The 23,163-nt window shown below is 31.9% G+C and carries 12 protein-coding genes; 6 read left to right on the top strand and 6 right to left on the bottom strand.

What is annotated here, in order from left to right:
• Positions 1 to 230: 230 nt before the first annotated feature.
• From RCH18_RS06595 to RCH18_RS06570, 6 genes are all read right to left on the bottom strand, one after another.
• Entirely contained in the window at positions 231 to 3,230 is a 3,000-nt protein-coding gene (locus tag RCH18_RS06595) for a glycoside hydrolase family 3 N-terminal domain-containing protein (RefSeq protein WP_326935962.1), read from the bottom strand.
• A gap of 78 nt (positions 3,231 to 3,308) precedes the next feature.
• Positions 3,309 to 4,817 carry a sodium:solute symporter gene (locus RCH18_RS06590; protein WP_326935961.1) on the bottom strand — a complete coding sequence of 503 codons (1,509 nt, stop codon included), beginning with the start codon at positions 4,815 to 4,817 and terminating at the stop codon, positions 3,309 to 3,311.
• A 53-nt stretch (positions 4,818 to 4,870) separates the two neighbouring features.
• A complete protein-coding gene (murQ, locus tag RCH18_RS06585) occupies positions 4,871 to 5,698 on the bottom strand; it encodes an N-acetylmuramic acid 6-phosphate etherase (protein ID WP_326935960.1) in 828 nt (275 codons plus the stop codon).
• Positions 5,699 to 5,752: 54 nt separating this feature from the next.
• Positions 5,753 to 6,943: an exo-beta-N-acetylmuramidase NamZ family protein gene (locus RCH18_RS06580; protein ID WP_326935959.1), complete on the bottom strand. Its 1,191-nt coding sequence runs from the start codon at positions 6,941 to 6,943 to the stop codon at positions 5,753 to 5,755.
• Positions 6,944 to 7,159: 216 nt separating this feature from the next.
• The gene (locus RCH18_RS06575; protein WP_326935958.1) at positions 7,160 to 8,890 is read right to left on the bottom strand and encodes a RagB/SusD family nutrient uptake outer membrane protein; all 1,731 of its coding nucleotides are present in this window, start codon (positions 8,888 to 8,890) and stop codon (positions 7,160 to 7,162) included.
• Between the two features lie 23 nt (positions 8,891 to 8,913).
• The gene (locus tag RCH18_RS06570) at positions 8,914 to 12,171 is read right to left on the bottom strand and encodes a SusC/RagA family TonB-linked outer membrane protein (protein ID WP_326935957.1); all 3,258 of its coding nucleotides are present in this window, start codon (positions 12,169 to 12,171) and stop codon (positions 8,914 to 8,916) included.
• Between the two features lie 214 nt (positions 12,172 to 12,385).
• On the opposite strand from RCH18_RS06570, the gene RCH18_RS06565 reads away from it, so the two are divergent.
• The 6 genes from RCH18_RS06565 to RCH18_RS06540 all read left to right on the top strand — a co-directional run bounded on the left by RCH18_RS06565 (position 12,386) and on the right by RCH18_RS06540 (position 23,156).
• The gene (locus RCH18_RS06565) at positions 12,386 to 13,135 is read left to right on the top strand and encodes a DeoR/GlpR family DNA-binding transcription regulator (protein WP_326935956.1); all 750 of its coding nucleotides are present in this window, start codon (positions 12,386 to 12,388) and stop codon (positions 13,133 to 13,135) included.
• Between the two features lie 216 nt (positions 13,136 to 13,351).
• On the top strand, positions 13,352 to 16,267 hold the full coding sequence (locus tag RCH18_RS06560) for an FAD-binding and (Fe-S)-binding domain-containing protein (protein WP_326935955.1): 2,916 nt from the start codon (positions 13,352 to 13,354) through the stop codon (positions 16,265 to 16,267).
• A 304-nt stretch (positions 16,268 to 16,571) separates the two neighbouring features.
• Entirely contained in the window at positions 16,572 to 18,050 is a 1,479-nt protein-coding gene (locus RCH18_RS06555) for a glycoside hydrolase family 10 protein (protein WP_326935954.1), read from the top strand.
• 4 nt (positions 18,051 to 18,054) lie between these two features.
• Positions 18,055 to 20,559 (top strand): beta-N-acetylhexosaminidase, encoded by a 2,505-nt coding sequence (locus tag RCH18_RS06550; protein ID WP_326935953.1) that lies wholly within the window; start codon positions 18,055 to 18,057, stop codon positions 20,557 to 20,559.
• A 4-nt stretch (positions 20,560 to 20,563) separates the two neighbouring features.
• The gene (locus tag RCH18_RS06545) at positions 20,564 to 21,868 is read left to right on the top strand and encodes a serine hydrolase domain-containing protein (RefSeq protein ID WP_326935952.1); all 1,305 of its coding nucleotides are present in this window, start codon (positions 20,564 to 20,566) and stop codon (positions 21,866 to 21,868) included.
• A 466-nt stretch (positions 21,869 to 22,334) separates the two neighbouring features.
• Positions 22,335 to 23,156, top strand: coding sequence for an alpha/beta hydrolase (locus RCH18_RS06540; RefSeq protein ID WP_326935951.1), 822 nt, complete (start codon positions 22,335 to 22,337; stop codon positions 23,154 to 23,156).
• Positions 23,157 to 23,163: the final 7 nt, after the last annotated feature.

Raw genomic sequence — 23,163 nt, 5'->3', positions numbered from 1 at the left:
AAACAATTTATTGCCGCATTTATCTGTGGCAACTCATTTAATTTAATAGCCTTAATAAAAAGAAATTTGAAATTTCACGTTCTGTTTTTACAATATGATTTAAAACTTATATGGCTTATATATTTTAAACAACGATATTATGTTCATCTAATAGTTAGTAATGTTTAAGGTTTAAATTGTTTGATTTAAATATAAAAAAACTTTTAAAGTATTTTTGTTTTGCTTTTAAACTACTTGATAATCGCATCTTGAATAATTTGTTGAATGTCTTCTCTAATTTTTTCCTTGGCTAATTTGTTTCCTTCTGTTGTTACTTCTGGATAAGTTCTATTTGATAGAAAAATATACACAATTTCAGTTTCAGGATCCACCCAAGCGATATCACCTGTAAAACCCGTATGACCAAAACTAGCTTCAGAAACGCAATTGCATGTTGGACCACCTTTCGCAACTCTTTTATCAAAACCTAACCCTCTTTGCACTCCTTCAGCAGCGTAATATGAAGTATTAAAAGCATCAAATGTTTCTTTCGAAAAATAGCTTTTGTTTCCATAATTTCCTTTTTGCAAAAAAAGCTGCATCATCTTGGCCATATCCATTGCATTAGAGAAAATTCCAGCGTGACCAGCAACGCCACCTTCCATTGCGGCAGCCATATCATGTACGTATCCTTGCACCACTTGATGACGGAAATAATTATCCACTTCTGACGGTGCAATTACATTCTTAGAAAATTTTGATAATGGATTGTATAGTGTATTATTCATACCAAGTGAGCTATAGAAGTTTTTTTGACTTAAAATTTCAAGTGGTTGCCTTGTTTTTCTTTCTAAATATTCTTTTAAAATTATAAAAGTGAAATCGCTGTATTTATATTCTTTTTTGAGCGACAACGGACTATCAGCAATAAGTTTCATAATCGTATCGTGATAATCATTTCTAATATAAAGACCATCTGCCACTTTAGTTGAAAATTGATTGTTTGCCACCTTGCGATAATACTTATCCATAGGTGAATTATCACTATTTAATGTGGCTTTGTAAAACGGAATCCAAGCTTGAAGTCCTGCATAATGTGTCAATAAATCTTTAAAACTTATTGAAGCTTTATCTGTTTTTCTAAAAATAGGTACCATCTTTTTCAGTTTAGTGTCTAATTTTATTTTGTGTTTATCATATAACTGCATCACATTAGGAAGTGTTGAAATCATTTTAGATAAAGAAGCTACATCGTATAAATCTGAATTGGTCACTTTTTTCTCACCATCATAGATTAGATGACCATAAGATTTTTGGAATATCACATTTCCTTTTCGAGCCACTAAGACTTGCATTCCAGGAGTCATCTTTGCATCGATAGCTTTTTGCGCAATACTATCAATTTTAGATAAAATTTGTGGATTCATATCCTCGTTTTCGGGAGCTGTAAAACCTAGTCTATTTAATTTTTTAGTTGTTAAACCATCATTTATTTTAAAGTGATTATTAATGGAAACAGGTAATACACCTTTTGCATCAATAGCACCAAATAATAATTCTGCTGAAACGATTTGGCTTATATCTGAATTTTGGTAAGAAATAACTAATGCTTCGATGTCATCATAATTTGTGATAGGAAGTAAGGTATATGGTTTTGCAAAAATGTCTACGATTACTTTATTTTCTTGCGCTATTTTCTGTAGCCAAGTCAGTTCTGTCTCCGTGAAATCTTGCTTAGCCCAAGTTTTGTTTATTTTATGAAAACCTATAATTACCGTATTGTATTTTTTTAACTCTAGGTTTAAACTATCAATATTGGTATTTGAAACTTCGGTTACTTCGGTATATTTTTTTAATGTTGACACAAACGAACTATTGACATCATCACCTAATTTTACGTAAGCAATTTTCTGGCTAAGGTCTTTAATAGGCAGAATTTCCTTTTTATTTTTCAATACCGTGATGGCGTTTTCATATAGTTTATAATTTAAAGCATCATTTTTAGATGGGTTAATATCCGTAATTAAATTGCTTATTTCAATAGCTTTGTACCTATTTAAACCTGCTTTAAATTTATAGCGCAATATTTTTTTTACAGAATGTGCTAGACGCTCTTCAGTGATAATTCCTTCATTATATGACGATTCTAACTTAGTCATTGCAATAGGAACATTTTCAGGACAAAGTAAAATGTCATTTCCTGCTAATAATACGGCTAACTCAAGATCACCTGGACCTTTAAAGTTGCTAGCCCCTTTCATTGCTAAACCATCGGTAATAATTAAACCCTCAAATCCCAATTGTTTTTGAAGTACAGTAGTCACTATATTATAAGATGCAGAGGAGGGATAGTTTTCTTTACTTTCCAGACTTGGAATGTTAAGATGCGCTACCATGACAGAAACTAAACCTTCATCAAACATCTTTTTGTATGGATATAATTCAATCATATCGATACGTTCTTTTGAAAAATTAACTAATGGCAATGTATAATGCGAATCAGCAGCAGTGTCACCGTGACCAGGAAAATGCTTACCAGTCGTATAAACGCCTTGCTTTTGAACGCCTTTCATCAATGCGATTGCTTTAGCGCTAACGTTAGTTTTGCTTTCGCCAAAGGAGCGATTGCCAATAATAGGATTTTTAGGATTGGTGTTGATGTCAAGTACTGGAGCAAAATTAAAATGAATACCCATTCTTTTACTTTCGGCGCCTAATTGTATTCCTACTTTTTCAATTAAATCTAAATCTTGAATGGCTCCGAGTGTCATATTCCATGGAAAAACATAAGTAGAATCGAGTCTCATACTTAGTCCCCATTCCGCATCAAGACCTATAAATAGAGGCGTTTTAGCAATGGATTGATATTCATTTGTTAATATAGCTTGGCGCACTGGACCACCTTGGAAAAAAATAACACCACCTACTTTATATTTTTCGACTAATTCTTTAATATTTTTTTCATGGACTGAATCTTTATTAGAATAGGCAGGAATCATAAATAATTGTCCTAGCTTTTCCTGAAGAGACATTTTATTATAAATACTATCAGTCCAGCGTGTTTCAGACTCCGAATCTTTAAAAAAAGTTTTTCTTTCTGATTTATTTAATGAAGTATAAACCGCTTCATTATTTTCAAAAGCATTTTTGTTTAAATAAGCTCTGTTATTTGCTTTTTTAGAAACAGCACAATTTGTAATTAGAATCAATAATGCAGCGTAAAGACTGATTTTAAAAAAATAATTTTTCATCTCATTAATTTTAACTGAACTGATTACCTTTTTATTTTTTTGATGGTAAGCAATTCATTATTCAATAATTTAATTATACTAAAAGCTAATTTTTTCAGCGCTATGGGAGCTAGTTATTAACAATCCCAAATAGGTGATCATTCCGTTGACTACTATTAATTCATTGTCAAAAACATAACCTGAAAATAAAGTTCTAGAGTATTCATTTATCAAATAGGTGAATAGCGGAGACAAAAGGCAAATAAAAGGCACCAATTTGTCATTTACATTTCTTGTTTTTTGGAATAATCCAAAAGCGTATAATCCCAACAATGGTCCATAGGTGTAAGAAGCCACTCTAAAAATCATCCCTACCACAGAGCTATCATTTATAGAATTAAAAACAATAATAACTAAGAAAATCAATGCTGAAAAACTGATATGTACTAAATGTCTAATTCGGACATTATTCTTTTTTTGTAAATTTTCTTTTTTATCCATGCCTAAAAAATCGACACAGAAGGAAGTAGTTAATGCTGTCAAAGCGCTATCAGTAGTAGCAAAAGTGGCTGCAATAATTCCTAGTAAAAATACAATTGCTGGAATTATCGAGAGATGATTTAAGGCTATTTCTGGAAAGAGCAAATCAGTTCGCGGTTTGCCAGTAATTAAGTCGATTGGTACTGCAATTCCATTTTTATTGGCATAAATGTAAAGTAAAGCGCCTACACTTAAGAAAAATATATTGATGATAACAAATATTCCAGTGAAGGTAAACATGTTTTTTTGAGCTTCGCCAATGTTTTTACAACTCAGGTTTTTCTGCATTAAATCTTGATCGAGTCCTGTCATGGCGATAGTAACAAACATTCCACCTAAAATTTGTTTTATAAAATGGAATTTGCTTCCTAAGAAATCATCAAAGAAAAATATTTTCGAATAATTACTATTTTTTACCTCTTCGAAAGCTGCAATAGCACTAAGATTCATACTATCACAAATAAAATAGATAGTCAGAAAAACTGAAGTGACTAAGAAAAAAGTTTGCAATGTATCTGTAATAATAATTGTTTTAAGTCCGCCTCTATACGTATAAGAAAAGATAAGTAATAATGAAATTAAAACCGTCATCGCAAATGGAATTCCGTAAAAATCAAATACGTAACGTTGCAATACTATAACCACCAAATAAAGTCTAAAAGCCGAGCTTACAGTTCTACTAATCAAGAATATAGAAGCAGCGGTTTTATAGCTATAAAACCCCATTCTTTGCTCTATATAACTATAAATAGAGGTCAAATTCATTCTATAATATAACGGTAATAATAATTTAGTAATGATTATAAAACCAATCGCATTCCCTATTATAAATTGAAAATATTTAAACTGTTCACCACCTGCAGCGCCCACTTCTCCCGGAACGGAGATAAAAGTCACACCAGACAAAGCTGTTCCTATCATCCCAAAAGCTACTAAATACCATTTTGAATTTTTGTTAGCAGTAAAAAATGCCTCATTACCATCATCCTTTCTGCTCACTCTATGTGATATATAGAATAATACTCCGAAATAAACAATGATAAGAATTAGAATGGCGCTTGGTGTCATTTTGTGTGTTGGTTGGCTAGTTAGTGTATAAAATTTGAGGAAAGTTTACAATGTTAATCTGCTAGATTTTTATTTTCTGCTAGTAAAACGGCTCTAACACTTTTATGTTTATTTAATAATTCAGCTGCTAACTTTTCATCAATTTTTAGTTCTTCTATGATCATTTCAACACCTCTTTGCACTAATTTTTTGTTAGACAATTGCATATCAATCATTTTGTTTCCATAGACTTTCCCTAGTTTAATCATCACCGATGTAGAAATCATATTTAACACCAGTTTTTGCGAAGTTCCTGCTTTCATACGGGTACTTCCTGTTAAAAATTCAGGACCGACTACAATTTCGATAGGGAAATCAGCTTCTTTTGAGATTAAGCTATTGCTGTTGCAAGATATGCTGCCTGTTTTGATATTGTTTTCACGAGCCATTTTCAAACCACCTATAACATAAGGCGTATTTCCTGAGGCTGCAATACCAATTACAAAATCAGCGCTTGAAATATTATGTTTTTTTAAATCTTCCCAAGCTTGGTTAAAATCATCTTCGGCATTCTCAACTGCTTTCCTAATCGCATAATCACCACCGGCAATAATACCTATCACCAGATCATGAGGTACGCCAAAAGTAGGAGGACACTCTGATGCATCTAATATTCCTATTCTACCTGATGTACCCGCTCCAATATAAAATAATCTCCCACCGTCTTTCATTTTTAGTACAACAGCATCTACCAGTTTCTCAATATTTGGTATTTGCTTTTTGATCACACTTGATACTTTTTTATCCTCTGCATTAATTCCCATGAGTATTTCCTCGGTACTCATTTTTTCAAGGTTAGCATAAAGTGATTCTTTTTCTGTATCAGGATTATTTTTTGCCATTTTTATAATATTTTGAAGGTCATAATTTTTTTATTGTTGTTGCTGTTCCTAATTTTAATAAATAAGATATTTACCGCGCATTTTTTTAAAAGCAGTTAGGTCATTCTGCCAACTAAGTCTAATATCTTTTTCGGAAATAGCGTTTTCAATTTGTGATTGCAATTTTTTAGTACCAGCCAATTTTGTAAAAAAAGCATTAAAAAATTTAGTTTTATCGCTAGTATTCTGGTAGGCTTTTATAAGCCAATTTAATTCTAATTGATTGAGTTTTTTATACGATGATAAATCTTCACCATAACATTTTACACCATTATGCATCGGTTCTTTTGCACCAAAATTTGGCTTTGGAGTAAAACTAAAATCAAATTTTTCTTTATTTAAAAAGGGCGAACCAAAAATTTGGAATTGCTTCTCTGTACCACGACCTACGCTTACATTAGTTCCTTCAAACAGACATAAACTAGCATAAAGATTTATGGATTGATCGTTTGGTAAGTTGGGAGACGGTTTAATAAGAATATTGTATTCCATTTTGCGATCATAGTTTACACACGGTATAACAGTAAGTTTACATTGTACTGCATTTTTCAACCATTTTTGACCATTAATCATTTTGCCATATTCACCCATAGTCATCCCGTGAAGCAGTGGAATAGGGTGCATCCCTACGAAACTTGTAAATTCTTTTTCTAAAAGTGGTCCGTCTATAATACTACCATTTGGATTGGGTCTGTCTAAGATAATTAATGGAATTCCATTCTCAGCACAAGCTTCCATAACATAATGTAAGGAAGAGATATAGGTGTAAAAACGAGCACCTACATCTTGTAGATCAAATATCATGATGTCAATTTGAGCTAATTGTGTTTTATTAGGTTTTTTATTATCACCATAAAGGGAGATTATAGAAAGTCCAGTTTTAGGATCTTTGCCATCTACTATATGTTCACCTGCATCTGCAGTTCCTCTAAAACCATGTTCAGGCGCAAAAATTGTTTTAATATTGATTTCTTTCTCTATCAGAAAATCAATCAAATGGGTTTTATCAGATAAAATTCCTGTTTGATTGGTAACAATACCCACTTTTTTATTTTTTAAAAGGGGTAGGTATTTAAGGTAATTATCGGCTCCGGATTTGATAGTTAGAGTGTTTGATTCTGTCACCATTTTTGGAGCACTACTACAAGCTGCTGAACATACTAAATAAAGTGAAATAAAAATATATTTTTTGATATGTTTTATCATTGTAGTATATGTTTAGTTTAGAAAATTTTATACTATTTATTTAAAAGTATAAAATTCGCATTGGATTTCTTAGTCGATCACTATTACAATTAGAAAATTTTATTTAATGGTTGTAAAGCTATTTATATTCATTTATTAAATATGAATATACTTTAAAAATTACTAGCTCTGAGTTTTTAAATCCAGAGCTAGTTTTATTAATACAAATAAGGTTGCTTATTGCCAACCTGGATTTTGCTTTAATTCCACGCCTTCAACTGCATATAAACTAATGTCATTTGTAGGGATTGCTGTTAAATAATGTTTTGGAGAAACAAATGTTCTGTTTACTGTATAAGGAATTACATAACCTTCAGCGTTCACTTTAGTTCTTGAATTTGTTCCTATCAATGAGGGTATTCTCGCTCCTAAAAATAAATCAGGATTTTTAGTTCCATCTAAGTATTCACCTTTTTTCCAGCGTAAAATGTCAGCTTTTCTAAGGCTTGTCCAGCTCATAAATTCAAGTCTTCTTTCGCGGCGAATTTCCCAAATTAGAGGATTTACAACACCTGTAATCTGCTCTAAACTAGAAGTGCGTTGTGGATCATTAATTGCTATTCCTCCCACTGATGCACCTGAACCATCAGTAGTAAGTATCGCTATTCCTGCTCTAGATCTTACTTTGTTTATAGATAAGTTTAAATCTGCGTTAGTAGCTGATCCTAGTTCTGCACAAGCTTCAGCATAATTTAAGTACACCTCGCTTAAAGTAAATATTGGCGCATCAATTTGGTTTTGAGCTATTGTAGTCACTTCAGTTCCCGTTGTAGATGGGTTGTTATATAATTGGAAAATATATCCAGTGATAGAGGTTAAACCATTTAGTGGCTTATCTGAATAAGCGTAATCAACATTTCCAAATGCTTTAGCAAAGCGTGGATCTCTATTAGCAAATACATCTGTAATAGTATTATCACCTAAATATTGACTGTTTCCTCCAACTTGTTTTATTGGTAAGCCGTTTGTAGTGGTGTAACTTTCCGCTGCAAATTTAGATAATCCACTTTGTACAGTAGATGTATTAGTATAAGCTTGGATAGAGTTTCTTAAAATAGCTGGAATATATCTTTTTGCTAAGATAACTTCGCTATTTCCTAATAATTCAACAGAATTATATAGGGCTTTCCAGTCTGGATTTAATTTATAAGAGGTATTATTCATTACAAGCAATGCTGCATCTTTTGCTTTTTGTAGATATTCATTACCTGACTGTGATAAGTTATATTTTCTAAAAGTACCTTCGTAAAGACAAACTCTACTTAATAATGTATAACCAGTAAATTTATTGACAGTCACATTTTTATCATCAACGTTTAGCATTAAAGCCGAGGCCTCTTCTAAGTCTTTAATAACATTGTTTATTACATCATTTCTACTTAAAGCTGGTTTATAAACATTAGCATCATTTTGTTGTAAAAAAGCATCAGTGTAAGGAACATCACCAAATTCTTGTACCAAACGGAAATAGGTATACGCTCTAAAAAATTTTGCAACACCTAAAAAATGATTTTTCTTTGTTTCATCCATGGCAACGGTTGGAATTCTTTCTAACATCAAATTACTACGGCGTATTAACGTGTAATAAGAGTTCCAGTTCCCATTAGTAGCATTGGCAGTTGTGTTAAAAGTAGTAAAAACATTCATGTTTAGATTATCGTCAAAATTCGACGAGTTATGGAAATAAAAATCAGCAGTTGTTCCTGCATTATTTCCGTATCCCAAAAAAGTATCATAATTTAACCAAGAGAATGTTCGGACATTATTTTCTGAGGTCCAAAAATTACTATCTGTAAACGCGTCTTCTGGTGGCGTATCTAAAAATTCTGAACAGCTAAAAGATAGTCCTGCTATTGAAAGAGCAAGTATAGATAGCTTTATCTTAGAATTGGTTATTAATTTTCTCATTTTTCTTAATTTTTTATTTGTTTTTAAAATGCAAGTTGAAGACCAACAGACCATGTTTTTGAATAAGGGAATGTTCTACCCCATGTAGCCTCAGAATCATTAATTTCTGGATCTACAGGTAAATTACCATCTTTGAAAGTCAATAAATTTAAACCTGATATATAAGGTCTAATTTTATCTACGCCTATTCTTTTACTCAAGCTTTTAGGTAAAGTGTATCCAACTGTTACACTCTTTAATCTTAAGTAAGACATATTTAGCAAATATCTAGATTGTGCAACAAAGTTATTAGATCCAGGTGCATAGCTACCAAAAGCATTTGCATCATGTTTTGGAAACGGATTAGGATAGTAAGCTTCTGTATTATCAGGAGTCCAGTAATCATTCATATTTGCATACATTGCATCTGTTCTACTATAAAAAGGTAAAACTAAATCAGAAGTAGCCCAGTATTGACGTTCACCAACACCTTGAAAGAAAGCATCTATGTCAAATCCATATAAGTTTCCACCAAGACGAATACCATATTGATATTTAGGCGTAGTGTTTCCTATAACACTCAAATCTCCTGAATCATCAGCTGTTCCTTTTCCTCTTGATATTTTTTTATCATCGTTAAGGTCTTTATATAATACATCGCCAGGTCCATATTTAAAAATCCCTGATCGTACATCTTTAAAATCTATTCCATTAACAATCAAACCTGTAGCATCAACAACATCTGTAGATTGTATTAATCTTTCAGTAGTTAGTCCCCAAATTTCTCCTAATTTTTGACCTTGGTAAAATGAACCAAGTAGTTTTGAAGAATTGTTCCATTCTGTTACTTCTGTAGTGTAATCCGATAAAGTAAGATCAGCGTAAACAGAAACATTAGTACTAATTTCTTTATTAAAATTAATTCCTAATTCCCATCCTCTAGTTCTCAAATTTCCAGAATTAGTGTTGGCTGCAGATTGTCCAAATGATCCAGGAAGAGATTTGCCAGGTGATAACATTCCTTTAGTATCTCTTTGGTAATAGTCAAAAGTTAAACCTAACATATTGAAAACTCTTAAATCTAATCCAATATCTTGTGTAGTTACTTTTTCCCATGTTAGATTAACATCTACATTTGTAGGTAAAGAAACCGATGGAGGAATAGTAGAACCACTTCCTAACCAGAATGGGTTAGAACTTGACATAATTGGTAAGAAAGCATTATTAGCAATATTTTGATTTCCAATTGATCCAATGGATGCGCGTATCTTTAAATCATTTAACCAATTACGTGTGCTTTCCATGAATTTTTCATTTGAAATTCTATATCCCGCAGAAGCTGATGGAAAAAATCCCCATTGTTCTTGTAAAGGAAATTTAGAAGAACCATCATAACGAGCATTTAACTCTAATAAGTAGCGACCGTCATAATCATAATTAATACGTCCAAAAAAGCCGGCAATCGCATATCTAGATAATGCTGGACCTTGACCTGCTCCAGCTGTAACAAATTGATCTCCAATTGCTAAATTAAATTCAGGTTTGTTTTTATCTAATAATGTATTTCTACGAGCGTAAGTTCTTTCAAATGATTGCCATTCTGAGTTCAAACCAGCTAAAGCTTTAAAGTTATGCACGCTATTAAAAGATTTGGTATAGTTAGCATATATATTAGCAACATTATTGGTGTACGAAGACTTAGACTGAGCTACAAAATCGTTACCAGTTTCCATAAGCGTAGGTTTGCCTGATACTAAATCTCCAGCTCCAGTCCACCAATCCCATAAAGGAATTTGGCCACCATTAATTTTATTACTAAAATAATTATTATTGATACTATATTCACCTATAATATTAAAGTCTGTAGTAACTTGAGCAGTCAGTTTAGCATTGATACGTGTGTCGTTCTCTATTCTCTCATTCATAGATGCATTATTCATGTATCCTGCTGCATGACGAAAAGACACTCCATTATAAGTTCCATAAGGAAAATAAGATCCCCAACGCATATAATAACCAAAATATCCATTTCCAGCAGTATCTAAACCATTGTTGTAATAGTTGAACGGGGATTTATATTCTTGCATAGAAGAAAGAACTTTAAAATCACCTGAAAGCCAAGATGCTAACTGGGTACTCATTCCCATATTCAAATTGACTCTTTGATTATTCTCTGTATTAATATTCATAATACCTTCTTGATCAGATATTCCTAAGGATACTATAAAAGAACTTTTATCGGATAAAGATCCTTGTGCTGAGAAATTATGATAAGATTGAATTGCATTTTTTTTCAACATTTCTTTATGTGGATCCCACACTCTATAGAAATATTCTTTCCCACCAATGACATCAAAATCTTCCCCTAAAATCATGTTTTTATCATTACTATTTCTAGTCGAAGCATATTTTTGTTTCCAGTTTATAATTCCAGGAAGCAATGTTTTATAGTTCATTCCAAATGACTCGGGATTTGCATTACCAGCACGAGCTTGTGCTTGAATCATAGCGGGAAGCTCAATAGTTGGATCATTAAATTCAACTAAAGAAATAGGATTGCTCCATCCATAATTATTGCTATAGGAGAATCTAACTTTACCTTTAGCGTCTTTACCATTTTTTGTGGTTACTAATATAACACCAAAAGCAGCACGAGCTCCATAAATGGAAGCGGAAGCTGCATCTTTTAAAACAGACATTGACGCAACATCTTCAGGATTTAAAAGTGATAGATCTGATGGAACTCCATCTACTAATACTAATGGAGAACCTGTAGCCGTCCCATTGATGATTGTACCAGCTCCACGAATATTTATATTGGATGATTTACCAATATTTCCCGAATTAAATGTGATATTTAATCCTGGTGTTGTGCCTTGAAGCCCTTTACTAATGTCTGTTAATGGTTTGCTTCCAAGTGCTTTCTCAATGTCGATTTTAGCAACTGCTCCCGTTAAATTGGCTTTTTTCTGCGAAGCAAATCCAACGATTACTACTTCATCTAAATTTAAAGTACTTTCAATAAGTGAAATATTAATCGATTGTTGTTCAGCAACTTTTATTTCTTTAGATGTAAATCCCATATAACTAAAGATAAGTACATCAGCATTTGATGCATTAATTAGATATTTACCGTCCATGTCAGACACACTGCTTTTTGTTGTGCCTTTAATTAAAATTGTGGCTCCAGGAATTGGAATTCCATCTGAATTGTTTGTAATTGTTCCCGTTACTGTTTTTGTCTGTGCAAAGCTGACTTGTGCTAAAAAAAACAATAATGAAATCACTAATAATTTTCTCATAATTACGTGGTTTTTTTATAGTTATTGTACAAATATATTTAATCAGACAATATAATTGCAATATTTTTCGAATTATTTTTATTTTTCTATTCAATAACGCATAAAAACGCAGAAATTAACTTTAATGTTTGTAGTACTATGCAAATTTTTAAATAATCTACTAATTGTTAATTAATTAATTTAATACATTTGTATTTAATATATCTGGAATATTATGCTAAAAGCAGAAAGACATAATTTTATTTTATCTAAACTTGCCGATGAACTTCGTGTAAACACCATTCATTTAGCCATTGACTTAAAAGTTTCAGAAGATTCGATAAGACGTGACTTAAATGAATTGCACCAGAAAGGACGTTTAGAAAAAGTGTATGGTGGTGCGGTTCCTGTTATTAATAAGCAAAATAGCGTCTTTGATTTAATAATTACAAATGAGGATAAAAAAAATGAAGTGGGTCTCAAAGCACTTTCTTTATTACATGATGGTCAGGTACTTATAATGAGTGGTGGGACCACTAATTCAGTTTTTTGTAAACTTATACCTGCTGACTTAAAGGCTACGGTATACACCTATAGTTTACCTATTGCAATGCAATTATCGCAACATCCCAATATAGATTTAATTTTTATAGGAGGAAAAATGCAGAAAAACGCAATGGTAACCATTGGCATTGATGTTCTTCAGGTTTTATCAAAAATTAAAGCTGATATTTGCTTTATGGGTGTGAGTAGTATTGATACTAATCAAGGTCTTACTGAAATGGGTTATGAGGTTTCAATTGTTAAAAAAGCGATGATCGAGTCTTCTGAAAAAGTAATTTGTTTATTCACAGCTGAAAAATTAAATACGAGAAAACCGCATGTAGTATGTGGACTAAATAAAATAGATACTATTGTAACTGATCTTGACCCAAACGACGAACGATTAACAGATTTTAAAAAAGCAGGAGTACAACTACTTTAATCAAAGGAGTTCAACTATAATTTTGAAAATATTTTATAGTATTTATTCTGTTATAACTAAGCAAAATTTTAGAACAATATATTTTTCATAATTCTAAATCAAGACTTCAATTCTATTTCTATAAAAAATTAAAATTTTAGGATTTTGAAATTCATAAATTAGTAGAAAATTTTGCAATGCCATTGATTTCCAAATTAATAAAACAGCCAATAATACATGTCTATTTCTAAAAAATTATTACAGTTATCAAATTCATTAGAAGGAACGCTTTTATATGATGAACTGAATAAAATTTTATATTCCACAGACGCTTCTGCCTATAGAATCGCACCTGTAGCCGTTGCAATCCCAAAATCGGAAAAGGATATTTCGAAAATAATTCAATTTGCGTCAGAAAATAAAATTTCAATTACGCCTCGAACCGCTGGAACTTCTCTAGCAGGTCAGACTGTGGGAGACGGAATAATTGTAGATGTTTCTAAACATTTTACTAAAATTGTCGCATTTGACCAAGTCAATAAAACTGTCAGCGTCCAACCGGGCGTAATTCGGGATGAGCTAAACTTATACTTAAAACCTTATGGATTATTTTTTGGTCCTAACACTTCGACCTCTAATCGCTGTATGATTGGAGGAATGGTTGGTAACAATTCCTCCGGAACTACTTCTATACGCTATGGGGTAACTCGGGATAAAATTGCAGAGATTAAAGCTATTTTGAGTGATGGAAGTACTGTAGTTTTCAAAGAATTGAGTTCAGCAGAATTCGTGGATAAAACAAAAGGGAATACACTTGAAAGTGCCATTTATAAAACAATATATCAAGAGTTGTCTGTTGTAGCAAACCAAATTGAAATCAAAAAGGAATTTCCTAAACCTGAGATTCATAGAAGAAATACAGGTTATGCCGTAGATATATTGCTTAATTCTGAACTTTTTGGAGGAACGGAAAGCACAATAAATTTAGGTAAACTACTTTGCGGAAGCGAAGGTACTCTAGCTTTTACTACTGAAATTACCCTTAAAGTAGATGATTTACCACCTACAAATAATGTAATGGTTGTGGCGCATTTTCATACGATACAAGAAAGTTTAGAGGCTGTTGTCATCGCTATGAAACATCATTTGTACACTTGCGAAATGATGGATGATACTATTTTAAACTGTACTAAAACCAATAGAGAACAAGCTAAAAATCGATTTTTTATACAGGGCGATCCTAAAGCAGTGATTATGCTGGAGGTGGCTTCCTATATTAGTATGGAAGATGCCGAAAGACAAGCTGATGCGCTAATTGCTGATTTGCAAAAAAATAACTTTGCTTATGCTTTGCCAAAAATTTTTGGAACTGATATTGATAAAATAAACGAGTTGCGAAAAGCAGGTCTGGGACTTTTGGGAAGTATTGTGGGTGATGATAAAGCAGCTGATTCAATTGAAGACACAGCGGTAGAATTAAGTGATTTACCTAATTATATCGCTGAATTTTCTGCAATGATGGAACGTCACGGACAAAGTGCGATTTACTATGCACATGCTGGGGCTGGAGAAATTCATTTACGTCCTGTATTAAATTTAAAAACAAAAGAGGGCTTACATCAGTTTAGAAATATTGCCACCGAAGTAGCTATTTTAGTAAAAAAATATAGAGGTTCACTTAGCGGAGAGCATGGCGATGGAATCGTACGTGGAGAATTTTTGCCCTATATGATTGGTGACAAAAATTATGAATTGCTGAAAAGAATAAAAAAAGCATTTGATCCATATACCATTTTGAATGTAGGCAAAATTGTAAATGCTTCTAAGATGGATGAAAATCTAAGAGTAGAAGCGGGTAGAGTGGAACCTGATATTCAAACCATTCAGGATTTTTCAGACAGTTTAGGGATTTTACGCCTTGCAGAAAAATGCAATGGTTCAGGTGATTGTCGAAAACTGCCTTCGGCGGGTGGAAGTATGTGTCCTAGTTATCGCGCCACACGAAATGAAAAAGATACCACTCGCGCCAGAGCAAATGCATTAAGAGAATACTTGACACATTCTGAAAAAGACAATAAGTTTGATCACGAAGAATTATATAAAGTTTTTGAATTGTGTGTAAGTTGCAAAGCGTGTGCAAGTGAATGTCCAAGTAATGTGGATGTGTCAGCATTAAAATCAGAGTTTTTGTACCAATACCAAAAAGCAAATGGTTTTTCATTTAGAAATAAAGTTTTTGCGTACAACGCCAAACTAAATGAACTTGGAAGCATTGCTCCAAAAATGACTAATTTCATAGTCAATTTACCAGTAGTCAAAAAAACGATGGGAATTGCAGCAAAACGAGAAGTGCCACTACTAGCTGCTAAGACTTTTAGAAATTGGTATCAGAAAAACAAGAAAGTAGAAAAAATCAATATTTTTCCAAATGGTAAACTATATCTTTTTTGTGATGAGTTTACTAATTTTTATGATGTTTCTGTGGGAATTGACGCCTACCAATTAATATCAGCAGTAGGTTATCAAGTTGTTATAATTGATCACGAAGAAAGTGGAAGAGCTTTTATTTCCAAAGGTTTTCTTGAAGAAGCAAAAGATGTTGCTAATAAAAATGTAATGCTATTTTCAAAATTAATTACTAATGATTGTCCGTTAATAGGCATTGAACCTTCAGCAATATTGACTTTTAGAGATGAATACATCCGATTAGCAGATGATAAAGAAAGTGCTGAAAAACTGGCTAGAAATGTATTTACTATCGAAGAGTTTTTCAAAAATGAAATTACAAAAGGAAAAATAAATGCAGATCAATTTTCAGATGAAATTAAAACAATAAAAATTCACGGACATTGTCATCAAAAATCGTTGAGTTCCATTGAGGCGACTTTTACAATGCTCAACATACCAAAAAACAGTTCCGTTACTATTTATAATTCAGGTTGTTGTGGAATGGCAGGATCTTTTGGATACGAGAAAGAGCATTACGAAATAAGTATGCAAATGGGCGAGGATACTTTGTTTCCAAAAATTAGATCAACAGCAGATACTACTGAAATTGCAGCAGCAGGAACAAGTTGTCGCCACCAAATTTTTGATGGTACAAATAGAAAAGCTTTGCATCCCGTTTCGATATTAAGAAGTTATTTAAAATAACTAACTAGGCTTAATTAATTGTCATCCGTATAGTTTATAATAGATATACTTTACATAATTAAATGAAAAAATTAGTTATTCCATAAGTAATAAAAATATTTTAGTGCGATAATTATTTAGCGACGATAGAACGGATTTTTTGTACCAAATTATATTTACAATACTTTTTTATGCAATCATTAGGATAGTAGAACTTTAGTGGGTGATTTAGCTTTTATTGTTGACAGCATAATTAAGTGCGAGATTAGATTAATCGTAAAACTTATATGCCTTGATATAAAAATTAAAATTTTAAAAAATAATTATGAAAACTATAAATATTTTAATTCTGCTAGTATTATTTCAAATTACAATGTATAGCCAGGAATCTTTAAAAAGAGAAATGCGTGCTGCTTGGATATCAACAGTTGATAATATTGATTGGCCATCAAAACCTGGTCTTTCAGATAAAGAAATGAAAAGCGAAATGACAGCGATTTTAGACAATTTACGCTCTTACAATCTAAATACCGTTGTCTTTCAAATTCGACCTACAGCAGATGCTTATTATAAATCTTCCAAAGAGCCAGCATCCCATTGGATAACTGGAAAACAAGGATTGGCTCCAGGTTTTGATCCATTACAATTAATGATTGATGAAGCTGGTAAAAGAGGAATGAGCGTACATGTGTGGCTTAATCCGTATAGGGTACAAAAAGACATCACTAAAGATGTCCTTGTTAAATCTCATTTATATTTTAAAAAGCCAGAGCTATTTGTTACTTATGGCAAAACTCGATATTTCAATCCAGGTCTTCAAGAAACCAGAAATTTTGTTGCTTCTGTTGTAGGTGAAATTGTTAGAAACTATGATATTCAAGCGATACACATGGATGACTATTTTTATCCCTATAAAATTACTGGACAAGAATTTCCAGATGAGCAAGCTTTTATTAAAGAGCATCGCCAATTTAAAGATAAAGATGACTGGCGGAGAGATAATGTTGATCTTATTATAAAACAAATAAGAGATACGATAAATGCCAATAAACCTGAAGTCGAATTTGGAATTTCACCATTTGGAGTTTGGCGAAACAAATCAAAAGATTTGGATGGTAGTAATACGATTGCAGGAGTTACAAACTATGATGATTTGTATGCCAATATTTTAAAATGGCAAAAAGAAAATTGGATTGATTATGTTACCCCTCAGTTGTATTGGCATATTGGATTTGATAGAGCTGATTTTGAAGTTTTAGCAAAATGGTGGGCTACTCACAAATATGGAGCAAATGTGTATATAGGTCTTGGAGATTATAAAATTACAAAGAAAGCTAAAGAGGTGGAATGGAGAAGCGCAAATCAAATTGTGCGACAACTGGAAATGATTCGTTCAATACCTTTACTTGATGGTTCGATGCATTTTACGGCAAACGTTTTTCAAAAGTTGGGTGATACGCTGAGAAAACCTATTGTAGAAAAACAATACAAACATATAGCATTAACCCCTGAGGCAAATAGAGTAATTAAAATACAACCTGCTCCACCAATAAATCCAAATGTTACTCAAAAATTAGGGCAAGTAACGCTACATTGGATGCATGGCAAAGACAATAAAAAATTTGTTATTTACAAATTTTCTAAAGATAAGTTAGCTGATTTATCTAACTCTGAAAACATTTATTATGTAACTACAGCAACGACTATAGAAATCTCTCCAACTGATTTTCAGAATTATGATTTTGCAATAACGGCATTAAGCGCTACACAAAGTGAAAGTACTTTAATACAATTTAATAAATAGAGACATGAAAATAAAGCTTTTATTCATAGTATTTTTTTTTAGTTTTTATACTGTTTTTTATGGGCAGAAATTAGATTTAATCCCTAAACCTGTCAAGGTAGAACAAATAGATAAGGTATATTTAATTCCAAATTCAATTCACATTACGATTGATAAAAAGTTAGGAAATAGTAAATATTTTATAAAAGATAAATTTTTAAAAAAAACTGGTATTAAGCCAATTATGAGTATTGGTAATAAGCACAAAAAGAAAAATATTTCACTTCTTATTGATAAAAAGGCAAGTATTCCTACTGATGGATATACCATGAATGTATCAGAGAATGGAGTGATAATTAAGGGAAAATCTACAAATGGATTATTGAATGGTTTTCAAACATTAGTACAGATAATTACGGCTAAAGAAGTCAAGCAAGGAACTATTCCCTATGTTAAAATTGAAGATTATCCCCGTTTTGCATGGCGTGGAATGATGCTAGATGTTTCAAGACAATTTTTTGACAAGGAAACAGTTAAGAAATATATTGATTGGTTAGCTGCACACAAAATGAATATTTTTCACTGGCATCTTACTGACGATAATGGATGGAGAGTTGAAATAAAATCAATGCCTGATTTAGCAATTAAAGGAGGTTTTAGAGGACCAGATGAAGTATTACCACCTGCATACGGTTCTGGTAATAAACGATATGGAGGGTATTACACACAAAAAGACATTAAAGAAATAGTAAATTATGCGGCAGAACGTGGGGTTTCTATTATGCCAGAAATTGAAATTCCAGGACATTCACGCGCAGTTATAGGTGCATATCCTGAGATAGGATGTGTAATTACCAAACAGACTAAAAGCGTTCAAGGCGAAGTGAACAATGTATGGTGCGTGGGGCGTGAAGAAAATTATAACATTTTAGATTCTATTATAAAAGAGTTTTCTGAGATGTTTCCTTTTGAATATATACACGTTGCAGGTGATGAGGTAAACCTTGCAACTTGGGAACAATGTCCAAAATGTATAGCCGTTATGGAAACAGAAGGTTATACAGACACCTTCCAGCTTCAAAATTATTTCTTTAGAAAAGTGGAAAAAATTGTTGAAAAATATAATAAAAAAGCAGCTGGTTGGAATGAAATTATTAAAGGAGGAGAACTTAGTCCTAAAACAGAAATTTTTGCTTGGCAAGGAATAAGTTATGGTATTGAGTCTGTAAAAAAAGGTCATAATACAGTTATGATTCCGGGACAATATACGTACTTCGATATGGCACAATCAGCAACTGAGCGTGGCCATCGTTGGGCTGCAATTATTGATACTAAGAGAGTGTATTCATTTGAACCTATTCCTGAAAATGAGTTAACGGTACAACAACAGAAATTAATAAAAGGAGTGCAAGGAGCTTTATGGAGTGAATATCTTGATTTACCAGCTCGATTTATGGAATACCAGAGTTATCCTAGGATTAGTGCATTATCTGAAATTGCTTGGTCTAATAAACAGCCAAAAAACTGGGAGGATTTCTATAGTCGATTAACTAATAGTCACTTAGGGAGACTTGCAAATATGGGAATTGCATTTAGAGATTTTCCACCTACAGCGATATATAATAAAGGTAACATAACGGTAACATTACCTTATCATGGAGCGATAGTTCGTTATAGTTCCGATGGTAAAGAACCAACGATACAATCACCACTTTATTCAAGTGCAATTCAAACTAAAGAGTATGAAAAGTACTTATTTCGCACTTTTTTTAATGAAAGCACCGCAAGCCCAACAGTAAAAGTAGAGAAATTACCAGTAGCCAACTGGAGTACGTCTAAAAAGGAAATTATAAAATTTTCAGAGATAATATCAGAAACAATAGATAAATCAGGAATTTGGTATCTCACTTTTAATCCAATAGCTGAAAGTACGGCAAACGGCGCTATTAGAGCCGTAACTCTTTATGAAAATGACAAATTAATAAATTCCTATGGAGCGGAAAATGCTCTAAAATTTAAACTACGTTTGAGATTTGCTATAGAAAATTATAATGAAAGAAATAGTTATCGTTTAGATTTTTCTGTTGAAAATAAAGAGGATAAAGAATCAGCTGCTAAAGTTAATCTGGATCATAGTCCGTATCAAGAACCAGCAGTAAAAGTGACATCGTCTATGATAGAAAATCCAAAATTTCCATTCTCTCTTTTAGAAGATTATAATATGGAAACCTATCTGCGGACTGATGTTGCTTGTGTTAGTGGTGACTGGATATTATACACTTTCAAAACACCTATAGTGTCCTCGAAAATTGATGTGTTAACTGGAATTCCAAATCACCCAAGATTTATCATTAATGATGGTCACGTTGAGTACTCTTATAATGGAGTTGATTTTATCAAAGGAGATTCATTTGATTATGGGAATGCCTCTATATTTCCCAACCAAACTGTGCTGGCAGTTAAAATTGTAATTACCGGAACCAACAACGAGGCAATTATGGCGGCACAAGATTTAAGAATTAATCCTTAATAAAATGAAAAAAATAATATTTGCAACCGTTTTTATTTTGGTACTTTTATCAATAACTGGTTGCAGTTCTTTAAAAAAGTCGAGTAATGTTTTCAATGTTAAGCAAAATGAAGTCTATATTGATTCAATTGTTAATAATGCTTTAAAAGAAGGTTTTTTTCCAGGTGCTCAAATTATAGTAGGTAGTAAAGATTCTATTTTTATTTTGAAAAATTATGGTCATCACGATTATTCAAAAAAAGCAACGGTTAAGTCAGAAGATGTATATGATTTAGCTTCTATGTCTAAAGTTTTAGGTGCAACTCTTGTAACGATGCGCATGGTTGGAGACGGTAAAATTAGTTTGAATGAAAGATTAGGGAATGTAGTTATTGAGTATAAAAACACTGCTATCGCTGATTTGACTCTATTTGAGTTGTTAACGCACACTAGTGGTTTAAAACCAAGCATTACGTTTTATCAAAGTTTACTCTCCACATCAGATGGATTACCTCTTCTCACTAACGAAAAATCAGAAAATTATCCTCTTCCATTTGATAATATGTATGTAAATAAGAATATTCTTTTTGATGCTAAGTATTTAGCATTCGAGCCAAAAGATAATTATATTCAGATATATAGAAATATGTGGTTAAATCCAGAATTTTATCAATCAGTTTACAAAAAAATTAGTCAAGCAAATACTAACATACGAGGTAAATATTTATATAGTGATTTAAATTTTTTGCTAATTAAACAATTTATTGAGTCTAAAACGAATTATACATTAGACCATTTGGCAAATGAAATTTATAAAGAATTAGGAATTAAAAATATTGGATATAATCCCTATAATTGGACCACTTTTGATGATATTGTTCCTACTGAAATTGATAATTATTTTAGAAGAGATACAATTAATGGATATGTACATGATGAAGCAGCCGCAATCTTTGGTGGTGTGTCAGGTAACGCGGGATTATTTGCAAACGCATCATCTGTATCAGTAATTTGTCAAATGCTATTGAATAATGGAAAGCATCAAGGAAAACAAATATTAAAATCAAAAATCATAAAAGAGTTTACATCTTCACCTTTAGGTAGAAAAGGAATCTATAGAGGACTTGGATTTGATAAGAGAAAACCAGACAATATTTTTACAAAAAATCAATATGGTCACACTGGTTTTACTGGTACTTTTTTCTTTCTGAATCCTGATTCTAAAAGGTATTTAATCATTTTAACTAATCGTGTAAATCCTATTCGAACCAATAGATTAATGTATAAAGATAACTTTTCGTCTAAAATATGGAAACAAATAAATAATTAAATGATAGTGTTGAGTTCTATAGAATGTAAATAAATTGATTATGAAAACATATTTTTAAGTAGCTTACTTATTTTATCCTTCGCTTTTGCACAAGATATAAAAGTAGGAGCTAAAAATTACTTAACATATTTGCCTCTTCTAAAAGGGAAAAATGTGGGAATTGTCACTAATCAAAAAGGTATTATTAATAGTAATATTCACATAGTAGATTTTTTAATTTGACCGCTTTTTAAATTACAGCAGCAGGAACAAGCTGTGTCACCAAATTTTTGATGGTATAATAGAAAAGCTTTGCATCCAGTTTCGATATTAAGAAGTTGTTTAAAAACCAATTAATCTGCTGTTCATTTTTTATTAATTGACTACATACTTAATAACAGTAATCTTAGTTGATCTTAAAATAAATACTAAAGAATTATAAATCAATTAAATATTTTGAGCAGTATAAATACTAATCAGCCATAACATGAAAAAAATATTTTTTACAACGCTACTTCTATTTGTAATGCTACATAGTAATGCAGCAAAGATCGACACGATTCAAGTGTACAGTACTGTCATGAAAAAGAATATAAAGTCTTGCATTATCACTCCTGATAGTTATAAAAAGACAAATAGCAATTTTCCAGTAGTTTACTTATTGCATGGATATAGTGGAAATTATGCTACTTGGGCCAAAAGTTTTGCAGCTGTAATGAAGCAGGTTGACAACTATAATTTCATAGCTATAGGTGTAGACGGAAATTATTCTAGTTGGTACTTTAATAGTCCCATTGATCCCTCATCTCAATATGAAACGTATATTATTGAAGAGTTAATTCCCTTTATTGATCAAAATTATAGAACTAATGCTAGTCCTAAAGGTAGAGCCATCAGTGGTCTTAGCATGGGCGGACATGGAGCTTTGTACTTATCATTTAAACATCAGGACGTATTTGGGGCTGCGGGAAGTATGAGTGGGGGAGTGGATATTCGTCCGTTTTCAGAAAATTGGGATTTAAAAAAACGATTGGGCTCAATAACAGATTTTGCTGAAAATTGGGAAAAAAACACAGTAATTAATATGCTCAATTTAGTAGAAAGTAATAAACTAAAACTTATTATAGACTGCGGTGTTGATGATTTTTTTATCAAAGTTAATAGAAATTTACATCAAAAGATGCTAGACTTAAAAATTAAGCATGATTATATTGAACGTCCGGGAGAACACAATGGCGAATATTGGGAAAACTCATTAAAATTTCAATTTTTATTTTTTAGTAATTTTTTTAATAATATCTCAAACTAAATAAATA

This window comes from Flavobacterium sp. PL11 (assembly GCF_035985025.1).
Lineage (GTDB): Bacteria > Bacteroidota > Bacteroidia > Flavobacteriales > Flavobacteriaceae > Flavobacterium.
This window is presented reverse-complemented; position numbering and strand designations above follow the sequence as displayed.

Bases quoted from the DNA above. Each gene is read 5' to 3' on its own strand.
- RCH18_RS06595 (WP_326935962.1), bottom strand. From the start codon at position 3,230: ATGAAAAATTATTTTTTTAAAATCAGTCTTTACGCTGCATTATTGATT.
- RCH18_RS06590 (WP_326935961.1), bottom strand. From the start codon at position 4,817: ATGACACCAAGCGCCATTCTAATTCTTATCATTGTTTATTTCGGAGTA.
- murQ (WP_326935960.1), bottom strand. From the start codon at position 5,698: ATGGCAAAAAATAATCCTGATACAGAAAAAGAATCACTTTATGCTAAC.
- RCH18_RS06580 (WP_326935959.1), bottom strand. From the start codon at position 6,943: ATGATAAAACATATCAAAAAATATATTTTTATTTCACTTTATTTAGTA.
- RCH18_RS06575 (WP_326935958.1), bottom strand. From the start codon at position 8,890: ATGAGAAAATTAATAACCAATTCTAAGATAAAGCTATCTATACTTGCT.
- RCH18_RS06570 (WP_326935957.1), bottom strand. From the start codon at position 12,171: ATGAGAAAATTATTAGTGATTTCATTATTGTTTTTTTTAGCACAAGTC.
- RCH18_RS06565 (WP_326935956.1), top strand. From the start codon at position 12,386: ATGCTAAAAGCAGAAAGACATAATTTTATTTTATCTAAACTTGCCGAT.
- RCH18_RS06560 (WP_326935955.1), top strand. From the start codon at position 13,352: ATGTCTATTTCTAAAAAATTATTACAGTTATCAAATTCATTAGAAGGA.
- RCH18_RS06555 (WP_326935954.1), top strand. From the start codon at position 16,572: ATGAAAACTATAAATATTTTAATTCTGCTAGTATTATTTCAAATTACA.
- RCH18_RS06550 (WP_326935953.1), top strand. From the start codon at position 18,055: ATGAAAATAAAGCTTTTATTCATAGTATTTTTTTTTAGTTTTTATACT.
- RCH18_RS06545 (WP_326935952.1), top strand. From the start codon at position 20,564: ATGAAAAAAATAATATTTGCAACCGTTTTTATTTTGGTACTTTTATCA.
- RCH18_RS06540 (WP_326935951.1), top strand. From the start codon at position 22,335: ATGAAAAAAATATTTTTTACAACGCTACTTCTATTTGTAATGCTACAT.